This is a genomic window from Burkholderia sp. YHN3-13 (assembly GCF_055810675.1).
This window is the reverse complement of record NZ_JBVVNQ010000001.1, coordinates 116,842-133,353: the sequence shown is the minus strand read 5'-3', so window position 1 is coordinate 133,353 and position 16,512 is coordinate 116,842. Positions and strand designations below refer to the sequence as shown.

Sequence of the window (16,512 nt, the reverse complement as noted above, 5' to 3'; positions counted from 1 at the left end):
TCGCCGGAATGCTAGGATGCGGGCAGATTGCGGCCGCGCGCCGTGGCTTGCCGCCCCGATGGCGGCGCGCGTGCGCGGCCGCACCCTGACGACGGAACGACATCGTGCCGCCCATTGATACCGACCATCTCGCCGCCCTCGACGCGATGCCCACGCTTTTCGATACCGGCGCGCAGCCGGACGCCGCCGAACTGGCCGCCGCGCTCGCGGCGCCGGCGGCCGCCGGCCGCTACGACGAACTGCGCGGCAGCGCGGCCGGCCTGATCGCGCCTGCGCTCGCGCCCGCGTGGCGCAGCTTCTTTACGTCGATCGGCAGCGACGGCGTGGCCGATCTCGATCGCCGCGCCGATGCGCTGCACCGGAGCATGCGCGAGAACGGCCTGTTCTACCAGCTGCACGAGCAGCGCGCCGGCGACGGCGCGGCCGGCCCGTGGTCGCTCGACCTGCTGCCGATGATCGTCACGCCCGACGACTGGGTCGCGATCGAGCGCGGCGTGCTGCAGCGCGTGCGGCTGCTCAACGCGACGCTGGCCGACCTGTACGGGCCGCAGACCATCCTGCAGCGCGGGCTGCTGCCGCCCGCGCTCGTCACCGGCCACCCCGGCTACCTGCGCGCGATGCGCGGCGCGCGCGTGCCGGGCGATACCTGGCTGCACGTCGTCGCGTTCGATCTCGCGCGCGGCCCGGACGGGCAGTGGCGGATCGTCGCGCAGCATACGCAGGGCGCGGCCGGGCTCGGTTACCTGCTCGAAAACCGCCTGATCGTGTCGCGGCTCTTTCCGCGCGGGTTTCGCGGGCTGCGCGTGCAGCGCCTCGCGTCCGCCTATCGCGCGCTGCTGCAGAGCATGCAGTCGCTCAGCCCGGCCCGCAAGAACTCGCGGATCGTGCTGCTGACGCCGGGGCCGCACAGCGCGACGTATTTCGAACATGCGTATCTCGCACGCTATCTCGGCCTCACGCTCGTCGAGGGCGGCGACCTGACCGCGCGCGACAACCGCGTCTTCCTGAAGACGCTGCGCGGGCTCGAACCGGTGCACGGCATCCTGCGGCGCGTCGACGACGCGTGGCTCGATCCGCTCGAATTGCGGCCCGATTCGATGCTCGGCGTGCCGGGGCTGCTGCAGGCCGTGCGCGCGGGCAACGTGCTGCTCGCGAACGCACCGGGCTCGGGTTTCCTCGAATCGCCGGCGATGCTCGGCTTCATGCCGCGCCTCGCCGAAGCGCTGCTCGGCGAAACGTTGACGCTGCCGGCCGTGCATTCGTGGTGGTGCGGCGAGGCGGCTGCCTGCGACGATGCGCTGCCGCAGCTTGCGCGCGGCATCGTGAAGGCCTCCTATCCACCCGAGGTGCAGGCCGGCGGCGCGTTCGAGCCGGTGATCGGCGCACGGCTCACGCAGGCGCAGCTGGCCGCATGGCGCGCCCGGATCCTCGCGCGGCCCGAACACTACACGGTGCAGGCCGACCTGCCGCTGTCGCAGGCGCCGACCTGGCCGCGACCCGACACGCCCGAGGGCAACGGCAGCGCACGCATCGTGCCGAAGCCGCTGCTGCTGCGCGTGTTCGCGCTCGCCGACGGCGCGCAGCGCTGGCGGCTCCTGCCCGGCGGGCTGTCGCGGGTCGGCACGCGCGACACGCTGTTCAATGCGCCGATGCCGCACGGCGGCAGCACCGTCGATACCTGGGTGATGACCGAGGGCATCGTCGATTCGACGACGCTGCTGCAAACGCACCTCGGCCCCGACGACCTCGTCGAGCGACCGCGCGCGATCGCGAGCCGTGCGGCCGAGAACCTGTTCTGGCTCGGCCGTTACACCGAACGCGCGACCAACCTGATGCGCCTCGCGCGCGCCGCGCTCGAAAGGCTGCGCGGCGAAGACGACGTCGACAGCCCCGCGCATCTGGAACTGATCGATACGTTGTGCCGCGACACGGGCCTGATCGCGGCCGACGCGCCGAATGCCGTCGACGCGCCGCGCGCGTTCCAGCACGCGCTTGCGACGTCGCTGACGCGCGGCGCCGATCGCACGTCGGGCATCGCGTCGTGCCTGTTCGGGATGCGCGGCGCCGCCGCCGCGATCCGCGAACGGCTGTCCAGCGATCAGTGGCGGTTGATCGACGACGCGACGCAACTGTTCGCGGACAGCGCCGGGCAGCCGGAGGCCGAGGAGCAGATCGGTAACGAGGCGCTGCAGCTGCTGGAGCGCCTCGGCCTGCTGCTCGGCGCGATCACCGGTGCGCAGACCGACAACATGACGCGCGACGACGGCTGGCGCCTGCTGTCGATCGGCCGGCAGATCGACCGGCTGGACTTCCTGTGCAGCGTGCTGAAGTTCGCCTTCGAGGAGGGTGTCGTGCACCGGCAGGACGGTTTCGAACTCGTGCTGGAGCTGTTCGACAGCACGATCACGTTCCGCTCGCGTTTCCAGCGCGGCTTCGACGTCGCGCCGCTGCTGTCGCTCGTCGTGCTCGACACCGACAATCCGCGTTCGCTCGGCTGGGTCGTGCAGGCGCTGCGCGGCCGGCTGACGAAGGTCGAGCGCAGCGAAGGCTATGCGCTGTCCGAGCTGGCCGAGACGATTCCGGACGTGCCCGCGTGGTCGCTGCACGAACTGTGCGAAACCGTTGACGGCGGCCGGCACGACAAGCTGCTCGATGCGCTCGACACGACCGTGAAGGCGGTCTGGGAACTGTCGAACCGCATCGGCGAACGCTACTTCAGCCACGTGCGCGAGGCGGGCAGGACGCTATGGTGACGACGAAAGGCGCGGTGAAGGCGCCGTCCGGTGCAGGCAAGACACGACCGGCAGCCGCGCCGGCCGCCATGGCGCCCGGCCGGTTGCTGCGTGTCACGCACGACACCGAATACCGTTACGCGGCGCGCGTCGAATCCGCGCAGCACCAGGCACGCCTGCAACCGCTCGTGACGCCGCGCCAGCAGGTGCTGTCGTTCTCGCTCGACATCGAGCCCGTGCCGGAATCGGTCTGCACGGAGATCGACGCGTTCGGCAACGCGCGCGCGTCGTTCGCACTGAACCAGCCGCACGACGCGCTGCTCGTGCGCAGCCGCAGCACGGTGCGCGTGACGCCGCCCGTGTGGTCGCTTGGCGCCCGCGGCGAGCCGCCGCCCGCGATCGCGCATCCCGACGCAAGGCAGGCGACCGAATGGGAAGCCGTGCGCGACCGCTTGCGGTTTCGTGCGGGGCAGCCTTACGACGCGGCGAGCGAATTCCTGTTCGCGTCACCGCACGTCGCCTGCGATCCCGAGCTCGCCGCTTATGCGGCCGCGAGCTTCACGCCGCAACGGCCGCTCGTGCAGGCCGCCTGGGACCTGATGCGGCGCGTGCACGCCGATTTCGCCTATACACCGAACAGCACCGACATCACGACGTCGGCGCTCGATGCGCTGCGGTTGCGCAAGGGCGTCTGCCAGGATTTCGCGCACGTGATGATCGGCGCGCTGCGCTCGCTCGGGCTGGCCGCGCGTTACGTCAGCGGCTACCTGCTCACGCAGCCGCCGCCCGGGCAACCGCGGCTGATCGGTGCCGATGCGTCGCATGCGTGGGTCGAGGTGTACGACCCGGCATGGCCCGAGGACAACGGCTGGCTGCAGCTCGATCCGACCAACGACCGCGCGCCGGGCGACGACTACGTGATGCTGTCGGTCGGTCGCGACTATGCGGACGTCACGCCGCTGCGCGGCGTGATCCGCGGCGGCGGTGCGGATCAGGAGCTGAAGGTCGGCGTGACGGTCGAGCCGCTCGATGCGCCGTAACGCGGGCCTCCCGTGAGGGCGGATTCCGGTTTAAGTCTTCGTTAATACTGCACGCCTAGCATGGTGATGCCGGTGGACGGTCCGGATTCCGGTCCGGCGCGCCGGCGGCACGCGCGGGTGCGTCGACGTCACGGCGCCGCGCCGTCGCGCGTCGCCATTTCCTTGCAACGGCGGCAGACCATGATCAAGCACTTCGACTACACGCTCGGCGGCGAGACGATCTCGCTCTGCGCGAGCTTCGGCGCGGGCCCGGCATTCCGCCGCGTGCTCGTGAGCCGCGCGGATTCGATGGAGACGCTGGTGGTGCTCGACGCGCGCGGCCTGTCGGGCCTGCTGAAGGTGGCGACCGAAGAACCGGAAGGGCTGCTCGACGACGCGATCCGCAAGGTCGGCGACGAGCAGCTTGTCGAGCGCGCGATCAGCGGCAGGACGATCGTCGAAGCCGCGCTTTGATCGCGGCGGCGCCTAGGCGTGCCGGCAGGCATCGCAGCACGCACTGCGATGCGTTGCACCCTATGGACTACGCGGCGAACCGGTCCGTCGCCGCGATCAACGCTTCGAGGATCCCCGGCTCGTTGTAGGCGTGCCCGGCGCCGGGCACGATCTCGAACGTCGCCTCCGGCCACGCCCTCGACAGTTCCCATGCGGTGCGTGCTGGCGTCGCGGCGTCATAGCGGCCCTGCACGATCACGCCCGGAATGCCGGCGAGGCGATGCGCGTCGCGCAGCAACTGACCTTCCTCGACGAAGCCCTCGTTCACGAAGTAGTGGTTTTCGATTCGCGCGAACGCGAGCGCGTAGTGGCCGTCCGCGAAGTGCGCGGCGAGCGCCGGGTCGGGCAGCAGCGTGATCGTGCGGCCTTCCCAGATGCTCCATGCACGAGCCGCCTCGAGTTTTGCGGCTTCGTCGTCGCCGGTCAGCCGGCGATGGTAGGCGGCCATCAGGTCACCGCGCTCGGCTTCCGGAATCGGCGCAACGAAGTCCTCCCACAGATCCGGGAACAGCCACGACGCGCCTTCCTGGTAGTACCACAGCAGTTCCGCGCGCCGCATCGTGAAGATGCCGCGCACGATCAGCGCGCTCACGCGTTCGGGGTGCGTTTCCGCGTACGCGATCGCCAGCGCGCTGCCCCAGGAACCGCCGAACACGAGCCATTGCTCGGCGCCGACCATCTCGCGCAGGCGTTCGATATCGGCGACCAGATGCCACGTCGTGTTGTTCTCGAGGCTCGCATGCGGCGTCGAGCGCCCGCAGCCGCGCTGGTCGAACAGCAGGATGTCGTAGCGCTCGGGGTCAAACAGGCGGCGATGGTCGGGGCTGCAGCCGGCGCCGGGGCCGCCGTGCAGGAACACGGCGGGCTTGCCGGCCGGGTTGCCGCAGCGCTCCCAGTAGATGCGATGGCCGTCGCCGGTGTCGAGGTGGCCGTGGGCGTAGGGTTCGATCGGTGGGTACACAGGCAGGCTCCGGATGAGGGTCGACTGGAGGCGGACGAGTGCGGGCCGGTATCCGTGCGGGGGCGGTACTTCGGATGTTGCTGCGCCGCAAAAACGTTGCGTGGGCATCGGTCCGGTCGTCGCCGGGCAAGGCTTGTCATTATGCCCATTCGCCACGCCGGGCGCCGGCTCGTTCGGACGTGTGCGGCCGCAGCTGGCGGCGCGGCGATTTTTGAAGCAATTTCATTCCGATATTTTTCATACAAAATCCCGGCGGCATATCGGCATGCCAGTCGGCGCGCCGGTCATCTCCTGTTTCTAACCCGTGCCAACGGAAACCAGCCGATGAACCATCGCGTCACGCAGTTGACCGGGTTGCGCGCCGTCGCGGTCGCGATGGTGGTGGTCGGACACGCCGAACATGTGCTGCCGGGCGGCTACACGGGCTGGTATGCGCCGTTGCGGCTGATTGCCGACGGCCGGCTCGGGGTCCTGATCTTCTTCGTCCTGAGCGGTTTCCTGATCACCAACGTGCTGCGCGCCGAGTTCGCGCGCACCGGCGGCATTGCGTTGACGTCGTTCTACGTGCGTCGCGCGCTGCGGATCTGGCCGGCCTGCTACGTCTATCTCGCGGCCGTTGCGGTCGTCGCGTTCGCCGGCTGGTTCGACGTCGATCGCCGGCAGTGGCTGTATGCGGCGCTGCATCTGTGGAATTACTCGGCGTGGTTCGGGCTGACCGGCGACAACGCGCTGCATCCGGACGGCGCGTGGTATCTCGGTCATTTCTGGTCGCTCGCGCTCGAAGAGCAGTTCTACTGGTTCTGGCCGCTGCTGTTCGGGTTCGGCATGCGCCGCGCCGGCACGCGCTGGCTGGCCGCGTTGATCCTGATCGTGCCGCTGGTGCGCGCCGTCACGTATTTCGTTGCACCGGCGCTGCGCGGGCAACTCGGGATGATGCTTCACACCGGCGTCGATCCGATCCTGATCGGGTGTTATGCGTCGCTCAACCGGGAACGGCTCGAAGCGTGGATCGGCGCGTGGCGAGGCGAGGCGCGCATCGTGACGGCGATCGTCATCGTCGTGCTGCTCGGCATGCCGCTCGCCGAACACCGGCTCGGCGGCTTCTGGAACGCGACTTACGGCGTGACGCTCGAAGCCGCGTTGATCGCGATCGTGATCGTCGTGCTGAATTTCCGCGGCGAGTTCTGGTGCGCGCGCTGGCTGCGCGCGCGGCCGGTTGTGTTCATCGGCACGATCTCGTTCAGTCTGTATCTGTGGCAGCAGCCGTTCGCGAATCCCGATCTGCCGGTCGTGCATGCGTTTCCGCTCGGCATCGTGTGGGCGCTGCTGGCCGCGACGGCCAGCTACTTCCTCGTCGAGAAACCGTTCCTGCGGTTGAAGGATCGCTATACGGCACGCGAGGCGCGACGTGTGCGGGACGATGCGCTGCGGATGCCCGCGTCGGGCGACGGGATCGGGCCGAAGGTGGCGGAGTAGGCGGGCGTGGGCTGACGCGCCGTTACTTGAAGCGCTGCATCGCGGCGGGCGGATACCAGAAGTTTCGGAACATGTCGATGCCGTATGACTTGCCGTCGTAGCGGACGATCGTGCGTGCGGTGCGCTTGCCCGTCTCGGCGTATTCGTTGTCCTTGCGTTGGCTCTTCGTGATGCGTGCGGTGATCGACAGGTCTGCGAAGCCGTGGCTGGCGGTCTTTTCGACGGCGATCGTCATGTGGGCATCCTCGCTGATCGCGTCACCCATGCCGGCACCGCACGCCGCACCTTCGACGCTGACCCAGCCGTAGAGATTGGTGCCGAACACCGGGCGGATGCGGTTGCCTTCGCGCGCCCACAGCGTCAATTCTTCGCTGGCGTCCGCATCCGGACAGCTCGGCCCGCGCGCGCTGCTCGTGAACACGACGCCAAATGCGCGGACCTCGGGCGACAGGCGGTACGGCGCCGTATCGATGCGATAGCTGTTCTCGCCGATCTCGGTCGCCGCATCCTCCTGAACCACCGACTTGTCGGCCGCGACGACCTTGTCGCCCTCGACGAGCGCGACGACCTGCAGCTTGTCGCTTTCGTCCGGATTCTTGCTTTTGGGCAGCGAATCGAACGCGACGGCCGCGATCGTCGTGCCCGGCGCGTTCGGCATGACCTTGCACGCGGACGCGACGACGAGCCGGTTCGCGTCGCGCGTCGCGATGCGTGCGCTCGCGATGCCGGCCCAACGGGCGACGGCCGTGACGGCAGCGTCGCTGCAAGGTTGGCTGTCGGCGGCGTGGGCGGTGGGTACGGCGGCGAGCGCCAGCAAGGGAACGAAGTGATGGATTCTCATGGTCTCGATGAAAAAACGGGTTCTTCCAAGCTCATTCGGGTGCGCGGGGGAGAGCGTCGATTGTCAGCCATGCTCGGCCGCCCGTCGCGGTCGGCACATCGTCATTCGCGCGTCCGTTCATGCCATTCAGCCTGTCTGGGAGACTACGTTGATGCGCGGGAACGAGCCGCGGGTTCCCGCCGCAATGCTTCGGCAATATCCGCTGCTGCTTTTTGCAGCTCGGGCACATAGCGGCGAGTGGCATCCTGGAGACTGACGGCGCGTGACAGGAAGACGACATTGAGGCTGGCGATCACGCGTTCGTCCGCGCTGATCGCGACCGCCACCGCACCGATTTTCGCCTGCGCGGTCCAGTCGCCGTGATTCGATCCGAAACCGTCCTCGCGCACCCGTCGGATCAGCTTGCGCACGAGCGCATCGTTTTTCGCGAACGCCTGTTGCTCTTCACCGCCGGCACCGGAGCGCAACAGTTCCAGAATATCCTCGCGCTCCTCGTCGGGGCACATCGCGAAGTAGGCCCGGCCAGCCGCGGTCAGCAAGATAGGCAAACGCCGCCCGACCATCGAGCGATGAAACGACAGCCGGCTGAAGCGATGTGTCGTCTCGCGGATGATCATTGCGTCGCCGTCGGGTGTGGTCAGATCGGATGGCCACGCGACGCGCTGCAGGAGCTGCCCCATGATCGGCGGCGCCACGGTGGCGATGCGCTCGGTATCGGTGAAGCCCTCGCTCAAGGAACGTACGGCGAGCGTCAGGCGGAAACTGTCGTCCGACGTGCTGCGGCGCACGAATCCTTCGTCCATCAAGGTTTCGAGCAGGCGGCGCACCGTGGTGCGATGCAGGCCGGTCAGATCGGCGATCTGCTGGCTCGTTGCACGCCCGTCTTCCATCGCATTCAGCGTCCGCAGCACCTGGAGGCCGCGCGCCAGTCCGCGCACGTTCGTGTAGGTTGTCACGTAAAAATCCCATTGGAATCAATCATGTGCATTCTATGCACATTCCGGAGATTTTGTTGAGGGTGTTTTCCGCCCTCCATAAACTGCGTGCATAAGTTGAACGATCGAGCGCCAGGCGCTTCGTCGGTTCAGCACATCGGACAAGCCCAGTCAGGAGACAAGCATGCGCCCCGCCTTTGAACCGGCGGCCGGCAACGGCCGCGCTCATCCTCACGAAACGACACATCGTTCGATCGACGCCGATGTCGCCATCATCGGCGCGGGCCCGGTCGGCCTGATGATCGCGAACCTGCTCGGCCTGCAGGGCGTGCGCGTCGTCCTCGTCGAGAAGCTCGCGCAGATCATCGACTATCCGCGGGCGATCGGCCTCGACGACGAAGCGCTGCGCGTATTCCAGTCGGTCGGCCTGGTCGACGAACTGCTTCCGCACACCACGCCGAATCACTGGATGCGCTTCACGCTGAAAGGGAAGTGCTTCGCGTCGATCGAGCCGCGCACCGACGAGTTCGGCTGGCCGCGCCGCAATGCGTTCATCCAGCCGCTCGCCGATCGGATTCTGTACGGCGGTCTCGAGCGTTTCGGGAATGTATCGACGCTGCTTGGCCACAGCGTCGACAGCTTCGCGCAGGACGAGTGCGGTGTGACCATGGAGGCGACAGACGCGCACGGTGCAAAGACGACGATCCGCGCCGCATACATGGTCGGCGCGGACGGCGGCAACAGTTTCGTGCGTCGCACGCTCGACGTGCCGTTCGAAGGCCGCACGAAGCCGAATCAATGGATCGTGATCGACGTGCGCAACGACCCGATCGGCTCTCCGCATGTCTATCTGCATTGCGACGCGCGGCGTCCGTACGTGTCGGCGGCGCTGCCGCACGGGATCCGGCGCTTCGAATTCATGGTGATGCCGGGCGAGACGGAGGAGGAACTGTCGAAGCCGGAGAACATGGCGGCGTTGGTGCGCGGGGTGGTCGACGACCCCGACAAGGTCGACTACATTCGTCAGCGGGTCTATACGCACAACGCGCGGCTCGCGAGCACGTTCCGCGTCAAGCGCATCCTGCTCGCGGGAGACGCCGCGCACATCATGCCGGTGTGGCAGGGGCAGGGCTACAACAGCGGCATTCGCGACGCGAGCAATCTCGGCTGGAAGCTTGCGATGGTCGTGAAAGGCACCGCGCGCGACACGCTGCTCGATACCTACACGATGGAGCGGCGCGCCCATGCACGCTCGATGATCCACCTCTCGGAAGTCGCGGGCGATATCTTCGCGCCGACGAGCTTCGTCGGATCGAAAGTGCGTGACGCGTTCGTGCGCTGCTTCGATGTGCTGCCCGCCATGCAGCGCTATTTCGTCGAGATGCGCTTCAAGCCGATGCCGCGCTATGAAGAAGGTGTCGTGCTGCTTGCGCGCCGCGCGCGGTCCGAAGGGCTGCTCGCGCGCATGATCGCGAAGCGCGGACACGGCGCGTTCGGGCGGCTGGTCGGTCTGATGAGCGAGAAACGTGAATCGCTGATCGGGCGGATGGTGCATGGCCGCGATGCGCAGGCTGGCACCCCCGTGGGCCGCATGTTCATCCAGCCGCGCGTGCGTCGCGTGGATGGCAGCATCGTCCGGCTCGACGATGCGATCGGCAACCGCTTCGCGATCGTGGGATGGGGCTCGGACCCGACGTTCGGCCTGACGCCCGAGGCGCGCCGCATCTGGACCGCGCTCGGGGGGTGTTTCGTGATCGCCAAGCCCGACCCGCAGCTCGCGTTCCACGATGACGTGCCCGAAGACGTGATCGCCATTGGCGATGTCGATTCGCGCCTGCGCGACTGGTTCGCGCGCGTGCCGGAATCGGTCGTGCTGTTGCGGCCCGACCGCTTCGTGGCCGGCATGTGCTCGCCGCAAAGCGTATCGGGTTGCGTGTCGCAGCTTGCGCAAAGGCTGTCGCTTGCCGTGACGACGGGCGCGACGATCAACGACGCGACGTTCCCGCATGCCGCCGACCTGGTAGGGGCCTGAAATGCCGATTCATCTCGAATGCATGTCGCACACGCCGCTGCACGGCTACTTCGATCCGGCGCCGGCGGTCGTCGCGGAAGTCGAGCAGGTGCAGCGCGCGGCGCGCGAGCGGGTCGACGCGTTCGATCCGGAGTTGGTGATCGTGTTCGCGCCTGACCACTACAACGGATTTTTCTACGACGTGATGCCGCAGTTCTGCATCGGCGTGAGCGCGACGGCCATCGGCGATTTCGGCAGCGCGGCCGGCCCGTTGCCCGTCGACCGCGATGTGGCGCTCGCGCTTGCCGATGCGACGCTCGCGAGCGATATCGACGTAGCCGTGTCGTATCGCATGCAGGTCGATCACGGCTGCGCGCAGGCACTCGAGGTACTCACGGGCGGCATCGACCGCCATCCCGTGGTGCCCGTTTTCATCAACTCGGTCGCGCCGCCGATGGCGTCGTGCCGCCGCGCGCGACTGCTCGGCGATGCGATCGGCCGTACCGTCGCGCGCATGAACCGGCGCGTGTTGCTGATCGGCTCGGGCGGCATTTCGCATGAGCCGCCGGTGCCGGAAATCGCGGGCGCGGACGATATCGTCGCGGAACGGCTGATCGCTGGGCGCAACCCGTCACCGGCGTCGCGCGATGCGCGGCAATCCCGCACCGTCGCGGCGGCCAAGGCATTCGCAGCGGGCGACAGCCGCCTGCATCCGCTCAATCCCGCATGGGACCACATGTTTCTCGAATGGCTCGAACGCGGTGAACTCACCGCAGCCGATGGCCTCACGAACGAAGCGATCACGCGCGATGCAGGCAAGTCCGCGCACGAGATTCGCACGTGGGTCGCCGCATTCGGTGCACTTGCGGCGAGCGGTCCTTACGCGGCTTCGATCGATTACTACCGCGCGATTCCGGAATGGATCGCCGGCTTCGGCGCGATGCACGCGCGAGAACAGGCCCTTTCCAGGAGATAGAACCATGTCGGATGACAACAGCATGCTTTCGATGGCCGCGCGCCTGCGTGAAGCGCAGGCCTCGCGCCGGACGATCGCGCCGCTGCGCGAGACGTGTCCCGAAGGCGACGCGACACTCGCCTACGCGATCCAGCAGATCAACAACGACTTGCGCGCGGCGAACGGCGAGCGCGTCGTCGGCAGGAAGATCGGCCTGACTTCGCCCGCGGTGCAGAAGCAGCTTGGCGTCGATCAGCCCGACTTCGGCGCGTTGTTCGCGTCGATGGCGTACGGCGACAGCCAGCCGATGCCGCTCGCCTCGTTGATTCAGCCGAAGGTCGAAGCGGAGATCGCGCTCGTGCTCGAACGCGACCTGACCGCCGAAAAACACACCTACGCGGATCTGATTTCAGCGACCGCGTATGCGGTGGCCGCGATCGAGGTGGTCGACAGTCGCATCCGCGACTGGGACATCCGGTTTTTCGACACCGTCGCGGACAACGCGTCGAGCGCGCTGTTCGTGCTCGGCAGCCGCCCGGTCCTGCTGCGCGATATCGAGCTGACCGCTTGTGCAATGACGCTCACGCAGGACGGCGAAGTCCTGTCACGCGGCAATGGCGGCGCGTGCCTCGGCAATCCGCTGAATGCGGCGGCGTGGCTCGCGGACCGGATGGTTCGACTCGGCACGCCGCTGCGCGCGGGCGACATCGTGCTGACGGGCGCGCTTGGCCCGATGGTCGCGGTGAAGGCGGCCGGCACTTATACGGCGCATATCGAAGGGCTCGGCAGTGTGCGCGCCAGTTTCAGCGAATGACGGACGGAGACATTCCCATGGCAACAGAGAACACCAGGTGCAAAGCCGCGATCATCGGATCCGGCAACATCGGCACCGACCTGATGATCAAGATCATGCGCCGCAGCAGGCATCTCGAAGTCGCGGCGATGGTCGGCATCGATCCTGCCTCGGACGGCCTCGCGCGCGCCGCAAGGCTCGGGGTGGCGACGACGCATGACGGCGTGGAAGGGCTGGCGCGCCTGCCCGTGTTCGACGAGATCGACTTCGTGTTCGATGCGACGTCGGCCGGCGCGCATGTGAAGAACGACGCGTTCCTGCGCGCGCTCAAGCCCGGCATTCGCGTGATCGACCTGACGCCCGCCGCCATCGGCCCGTACTGCGTACCGGTGGTGAACCTCGACGCGCATCTCGATGCGCCGAACGTGAACATGGTCACGTGCGGCGGACAGGCGACGATTCCAATGGTCGCCGCCGTGTCGCGGGTCGCAAGGGTGCATTACGCGGAGATCGTCGCATCGATCAGCAGCAAGTCGGCAGGACCCGGCACACGCGCCAACATCGACGAGTTCACGGAGACGACGTCGAAGGCGATCGAAGCGGTCGGCCGCGCCGGCAAGGGCAAGGCGATCATCGTGCTCAACCCGGCCGAGCCTCCGCTGATGATGCGCGACACGGTCTATGTGCTGTCCGAGGCGGCAGACCGGGCGCTGATCGAAACGTCGGTTGGCGAGATGGCCGCTGCCATCCAGTCCTATGTGCCCGGCTATCGCCTGAAGCAGTCCGTGCAGTTCGACGACATCCCCTCCGACGCGCCGTTGCATATTCCCGGACTCGGCCATTTCAGCGGACTGAAGACCTCGATCTTCGTCGAAGTGGAAGGCGCGGCCCATTATCTGCCGGCCTATGCGGGCAATCTCGACATCATGACTTCCGCCGCGCTGGCAACGGCCGAACGCATGGCCGCGTCGGTTGTGAACGCCTGAAGCAGGGAGCACCCGATCATGGACAAGAAACTCTATATCTCCGACGTGACGCTGCGCGACGGCATGCACGCGATCCGTCATCAGTATTCGATTCGGAACGTGCAGGACATTGCCCGCGCGCTGGACGAGGCGAAGGTCGACAGCATCGAGGTCGCACACGGTGACGGCCTGCAGGGTTCGAGCTTCAACTACGGCTTCGGCGCGCACAGTGATCTGGAATGGATCGAGGCGGTGGCCGATGTGGTCAAGCACGCGAAAATCGCGACACTGCTGCTGCCTGGCATCGGCACGATTCACGACCTGAAGGCCGCGTACGACGCGGGCGCGCGTGTCGTCCGTGTCGCGACCCATTGCACGGAAGCGGACATTTCGAAGCAGCACATCGAGTATGCGCGCAGCCTCGGCATGGACACCGTCGGCTTTCTGATGATGAGCCACATGACCACGCCTGACCACCTCGCGATCGAGGCGAGGAAGATGGAAAGCTATGGCGCGACCTGCGTGTACGTGGTCGATTCGGGCGGCGCGATGAACATGCACGACATTCGTGCGCGCTTCAAGGCGCTCAAGGCCGTGCTTCGACCCGAGACCCACACGGGCATGCATGCCCATCACAACCTGAGCCTCGGCGTGGCCAACTCGATCGTTGCGGTCGAGGAGGGCTGCGACCGCATCGATGCGAGTCTGGCGGGCATGGGGGCGGGCGCGGGCAATGCCCCGCTCGAAGTGTTCGTCGCGGCGGCCGAGCGCCTTGGCTGGCATCACGGCACCGATCTATATCGCCTGCTCGACGCGGCCGACGATCTCGTGCGCCCGTTGCAGGACCGGCCGGTGCGCGTGGACCGCGAAACGCTCGCGCTCGGCTATGCGGGCGTGTATTCGAGCTTCCTGCGGCATGCCGAAATCGCGGCGAAGAAGTACGGCCTGAAAGCGGTCGACATTCTCGTCGAACTGGGCAAACGACGCATGGTGGGCGGTCAGGAAGACATGATCGTCGACGTTGCGCTCGATCTGAAGAAGCGCGAAGCCAGCGCCTGAACCACACACGTATGCCAGGCGCCGTGAAGAGCGCCGCATCGTTCAACCTGGAGACATCAATGAAAACGTCAACGGCTTCTCCCCCGCGCGCCGGCGGCGCCATCACCATCGGGCTGTGCCTCGCGGTTGCCCTCCTCGAGGGTCTCGACCTGCAATCCACCGGCGTCGCCGCGCCGCGCATGGCACACGAGTTCCATCTCGCCGTCGCGCAGCTCGGCTGGGCATTCGGCATCGGCGCGCTCGGCCTGTTGCCGGGTGCGGCGATTGGCGGCAGGCTCGCGGATCGCATTGGCCGCAAGCGCGTGCTGATGATGTCGGTCGCGCTGTTCGGGATATTTTCGATTGCAACGACTCAGGTGTGGGATCTGCAGAGCCTGCTCATCGCGCGTTTTCTCACGGGCCTCGGCCTGGGCGCCGCGATGCCGAACCTGATCGCGCTGTGCGCGGAAGCGGCGGCGCCCGGGCGACGCAGCACGGCGGTCGGTGCGATGTACTGCGGCATGCCGTTCGGTGCGGCGCTCGCGGCAGTGATCGGTATTGTCAGCCCGGGCGCCGAGGGCTGGCGGCACATCTTCTATGTCGGCGGGATCGGGCCGCTGCTGACCTTGCCGCTGCTGGCGATTTTCCTGAAGGAGTCGACGTACTTCGTCGCGGCAAGCCGGGGCGCGACCCGCGAGTCGAAGGACGGCATCGTGCGCGCGCTCTTCAGTGACGGGCGCGCGGCGACCACCCTCTCGCTGTGGATCAGCTATCTGGGGACGCTGATCGTGCTGTACTTCCTGATGAACTGGCTGCCATCGATGGTGCTCTCGCGCGGCCTCACGCCGGTACAGGCGAGCATCGTGCAGATGATGTTCAACATCGGCGGTGGTGTCGGCGCAATCGTGATCGCGGGGTTGATGGATCGCATTGGCAAGCGGCCGGTCGTGGTCGGCATGTACACGGGCATCGCGACTGCGTTACTGGCGCTCGCCAGCGCGACGGGCAGCGTGTCGATGGCATGGGGCGGCCTGCTGGCGGGGTTGTTTCTCGTCGGCACGCAGTCGGTGCTGTATGCGCTCGCCGGTGCAACGTATCCGACGCGCGTGCGCGGCACGGGTGTCGGCGCGGCGGTGGCCGTTGGCCGGGTGGGATCGATGGTCGGCCCGCTGATCGCCGGGCAACTGCTGGCGTTAGGCCAGAGCGGGTCGATGCTCGTGATCTCGAGCATTCCGCTCATCGTGATCGCGGCGCTCGGTGCGCTCACCGTGGTCGCGAAATCTCCGCGTGAGTCGACCAACGGCTCGCACACCCTTGGAACCGAATCGATCTGACGAAGGACATCGACATGACTGACACCGTGATTCATACCGAAGCCGCGACCAGCAAGTACATGAACGTGATGGAGGGCGGCAGGGAACTGCGTGTGCACTACAACGACACCGGCGCGGGCGGGCAAGCGCTCGTTCTGCTGCACGGCTCCGGTCCGGGCGCGAGCGGCTGGGCGAACTTCCATCGCAATGTGGACGCGTTCGCGAATGCGGGTTATCGCGTGATCCTCGTCGACTGTCCCGGCTGGGGCAAGAGCGATTCGATCGTCTGTACCGGCTCTCGCTCCGACCTCAACGCGCGCGTGCTGAAGGGCGTGCTGGATGCGCTCGGCGTCGAGCGCGCGCATCTCGTCGGCAACTCGATGGGCGGGCATAGCGCGGTGGCCTTCGCGCTGTCGTATCCCGAGCGCGTCGGCAAGCTGGTGCTGATGGGCGGCGGCACGGGCGGTCCGAGCCAGTTTGTGCCGATGCCGACCGAAGGCATCAAGCTGCTGCAAGGGTTGTATCGCGCCCCGACGCTCGAGAACCTGAAGAAGATGCTCAATGTGTTCGTCTACGACGCGAGCACGATGACCGAAGAGCTGATGCAGACGCGGCTCGATAATATGCTCGCGCGGCGCGATCATCTCGAGAATTTCGTGAAGAGTCTGGTGGCCAATCCGAAGCAGTTTCCGGACTACGGTCACCGACTGAACGAGATTCAGGCGCCGGCGCTCGTGATCTGGGGACGCGATGACCGTTTCGTGCCCATGGATGTCGGGCTGCGGCTCGTTTGGGGGATGCCGAACGCCGATCTGACCGTGTTCGGGCGCTGCGGGCACTGGGCGCAATGGGAGCACGCGGAGCGATTCAACCGGATGGTGCTGGAGTTCCTGCACCAATGACAAAGGGTTGCATCGGTGCTGGCCGTTTGGCGTCCTCGCCCTCCTTTCGACGGGAGGG

General features: G+C 67.2%; 14 protein-coding genes. 11 read left to right on the top strand and 3 right to left on the bottom strand.

Translation table 11 applies throughout. The annotated features are described in order from the left end of the window. Positions 1–146: 146 nt before the first annotated feature. The 3 genes from AC0KUR_RS00580 to AC0KUR_RS00570 all read left to right on the top strand — a co-directional run bounded on the left by AC0KUR_RS00580 (position 147) and on the right by AC0KUR_RS00570 (position 4,225). On the top strand, positions 147–2,753 hold the full coding sequence (locus AC0KUR_RS00580; protein ID WP_034191643.1) for a circularly permuted type 2 ATP-grasp protein: 2,607 nt from the start codon (positions 147–149) through the stop codon (positions 2,751–2,753). Beyond that, positions 2,747–3,772, top strand: a complete 1,026-nt coding sequence (locus AC0KUR_RS00575) for a transglutaminase family protein (protein ID WP_049032981.1) — start codon at positions 2,747–2,749, stop codon at positions 3,770–3,772. Before AC0KUR_RS00580 ends, AC0KUR_RS00575 begins: the two co-directional genes overlap by 7 nt. Positions 3,773–3,952: 180 nt before the next feature. Continuing rightward, the gene (locus tag AC0KUR_RS00570) at positions 3,953–4,225 is read left to right on the top strand and encodes a hypothetical protein (RefSeq protein WP_059556695.1); all 273 of its coding nucleotides are present in this window, start codon (positions 3,953–3,955) and stop codon (positions 4,223–4,225) included. A gap of 67 nt (positions 4,226–4,292) precedes the next feature. On the opposite strand, the gene pip is transcribed toward AC0KUR_RS00570, so the two are convergent. Beyond that, the gene (pip, locus tag AC0KUR_RS00565; RefSeq protein WP_473375182.1) at positions 4,293–5,225 is read right to left on the bottom strand and encodes a prolyl aminopeptidase; all 933 of its coding nucleotides are present in this window, start codon (positions 5,223–5,225) and stop codon (positions 4,293–4,295) included. 324 nt (positions 5,226–5,549) lie between these two features. Between pip and AC0KUR_RS00560 the strand changes: the two genes are divergently transcribed. Then, a complete protein-coding gene (locus AC0KUR_RS00560) occupies positions 5,550–6,701 on the top strand; it encodes an acyltransferase family protein (protein WP_049032984.1) in 1,152 nt (383 codons plus the stop codon). A gap of 22 nt (positions 6,702–6,723) precedes the next feature. Here AC0KUR_RS00560 and AC0KUR_RS00555 read toward each other — a convergent pair whose 3' ends face one another. Beyond that, a complete protein-coding gene (locus tag AC0KUR_RS00555) occupies positions 6,724–7,542 on the bottom strand; it encodes a PA3715 family protein (protein ID WP_473375181.1) in 819 nt (272 codons plus the stop codon). 143 nt (positions 7,543–7,685) lie between these two features. Beyond that, the gene (locus tag AC0KUR_RS00550; protein WP_473375180.1) at positions 7,686–8,498 is read right to left on the bottom strand and encodes a DNA-binding transcriptional regulator; all 813 of its coding nucleotides are present in this window, start codon (positions 8,496–8,498) and stop codon (positions 7,686–7,688) included. Between the two features lie 163 nt (positions 8,499–8,661). Here AC0KUR_RS00550 and AC0KUR_RS00545 point away from each other — a divergent pair, with 163 nt between their 5' ends. From AC0KUR_RS00545 to AC0KUR_RS00515, 7 genes are read left to right on the top strand one after another with little or no spacing between them, the layout of a single operon-like run. Continuing rightward, entirely contained in the window at positions 8,662–10,509 is a 1,848-nt protein-coding gene (locus AC0KUR_RS00545; protein WP_473375179.1) for a bifunctional 3-(3-hydroxy-phenyl)propionate/3-hydroxycinnamic acid hydroxylase, read from the top strand. Between the two features lies 1 nt (position 10,510). Then, on the top strand, positions 10,511–11,464 hold the full coding sequence (locus tag AC0KUR_RS00540) for a 3-carboxyethylcatechol 2,3-dioxygenase (RefSeq protein ID WP_473375178.1): 954 nt from the start codon (positions 10,511–10,513) through the stop codon (positions 11,462–11,464). Between the two features lie 4 nt (positions 11,465–11,468). Further along, positions 11,469–12,257 (top strand): 2-keto-4-pentenoate hydratase, encoded by a 789-nt coding sequence (mhpD, locus tag AC0KUR_RS00535; RefSeq protein ID WP_034191635.1) that lies wholly within the window; start codon positions 11,469–11,471, stop codon positions 12,255–12,257. A gap of 17 nt (positions 12,258–12,274) precedes the next feature. After that, positions 12,275–13,222: an acetaldehyde dehydrogenase (acetylating) gene (locus AC0KUR_RS00530; RefSeq protein ID WP_124669407.1), complete on the top strand. Its 948-nt coding sequence runs from the start codon at positions 12,275–12,277 to the stop codon at positions 13,220–13,222. Between the two features lie 15 nt (positions 13,223–13,237). Further along, complete coding sequence (gene dmpG, locus AC0KUR_RS00525; RefSeq protein WP_311767572.1) at positions 13,238–14,260, top strand: 4-hydroxy-2-oxovalerate aldolase; 1,023 nt, start codon at positions 13,238–13,240, stop codon at positions 14,258–14,260. Between the two features lie 59 nt (positions 14,261–14,319). Next, positions 14,320–15,573 (top strand): 3-(3-hydroxy-phenyl)propionate transporter MhpT, encoded by a 1,254-nt coding sequence (gene mhpT / locus AC0KUR_RS00520; protein ID WP_473375177.1) that lies wholly within the window; start codon positions 14,320–14,322, stop codon positions 15,571–15,573. Between the two features lie 14 nt (positions 15,574–15,587). Then, positions 15,588–16,454: an alpha/beta fold hydrolase gene (locus AC0KUR_RS00515; RefSeq protein ID WP_226227611.1), complete on the top strand. Its 867-nt coding sequence runs from the start codon at positions 15,588–15,590 to the stop codon at positions 16,452–16,454. Positions 16,455–16,512: the final 58 nt, after the last annotated feature.

Bases quoted from the DNA above. Each gene is read 5' to 3' on its own strand.
- AC0KUR_RS00570 (WP_059556695.1), top strand. From the start codon at position 3,953: ATGATCAAGCACTTCGACTACACGCTCGGCGGCGAGACGATCTCGCTC.
- AC0KUR_RS00560 (WP_049032984.1), top strand. From the start codon at position 5,550: ATGAACCATCGCGTCACGCAGTTGACCGGGTTGCGCGCCGTCGCGGTC.
- AC0KUR_RS00515 (WP_226227611.1), top strand. From the start codon at position 15,588: ATGACTGACACCGTGATTCATACCGAAGCCGCGACCAGCAAGTACATG.
- AC0KUR_RS00540 (WP_473375178.1), top strand. From the start codon at position 10,511: ATGCCGATTCATCTCGAATGCATGTCGCACACGCCGCTGCACGGCTAC.
- AC0KUR_RS00530 (WP_124669407.1), top strand. From the start codon at position 12,275: ATGGCAACAGAGAACACCAGGTGCAAAGCCGCGATCATCGGATCCGGC.
- AC0KUR_RS00545 (WP_473375179.1), top strand. From the start codon at position 8,662: ATGCGCCCCGCCTTTGAACCGGCGGCCGGCAACGGCCGCGCTCATCCT.
- AC0KUR_RS00555 (WP_473375181.1), bottom strand. From the start codon at position 7,542: ATGAGAATCCATCACTTCGTTCCCTTGCTGGCGCTCGCCGCCGTACCC.
- AC0KUR_RS00580 (WP_034191643.1), top strand. From the start codon at position 147: ATGCCCACGCTTTTCGATACCGGCGCGCAGCCGGACGCCGCCGAACTG.
- AC0KUR_RS00575 (WP_049032981.1), top strand. From the start codon at position 2,747: ATGGTGACGACGAAAGGCGCGGTGAAGGCGCCGTCCGGTGCAGGCAAG.
- mhpT (WP_473375177.1), top strand. From the start codon at position 14,320: ATGAAAACGTCAACGGCTTCTCCCCCGCGCGCCGGCGGCGCCATCACC.
- mhpD (WP_034191635.1), top strand. From the start codon at position 11,469: ATGTCGGATGACAACAGCATGCTTTCGATGGCCGCGCGCCTGCGTGAA.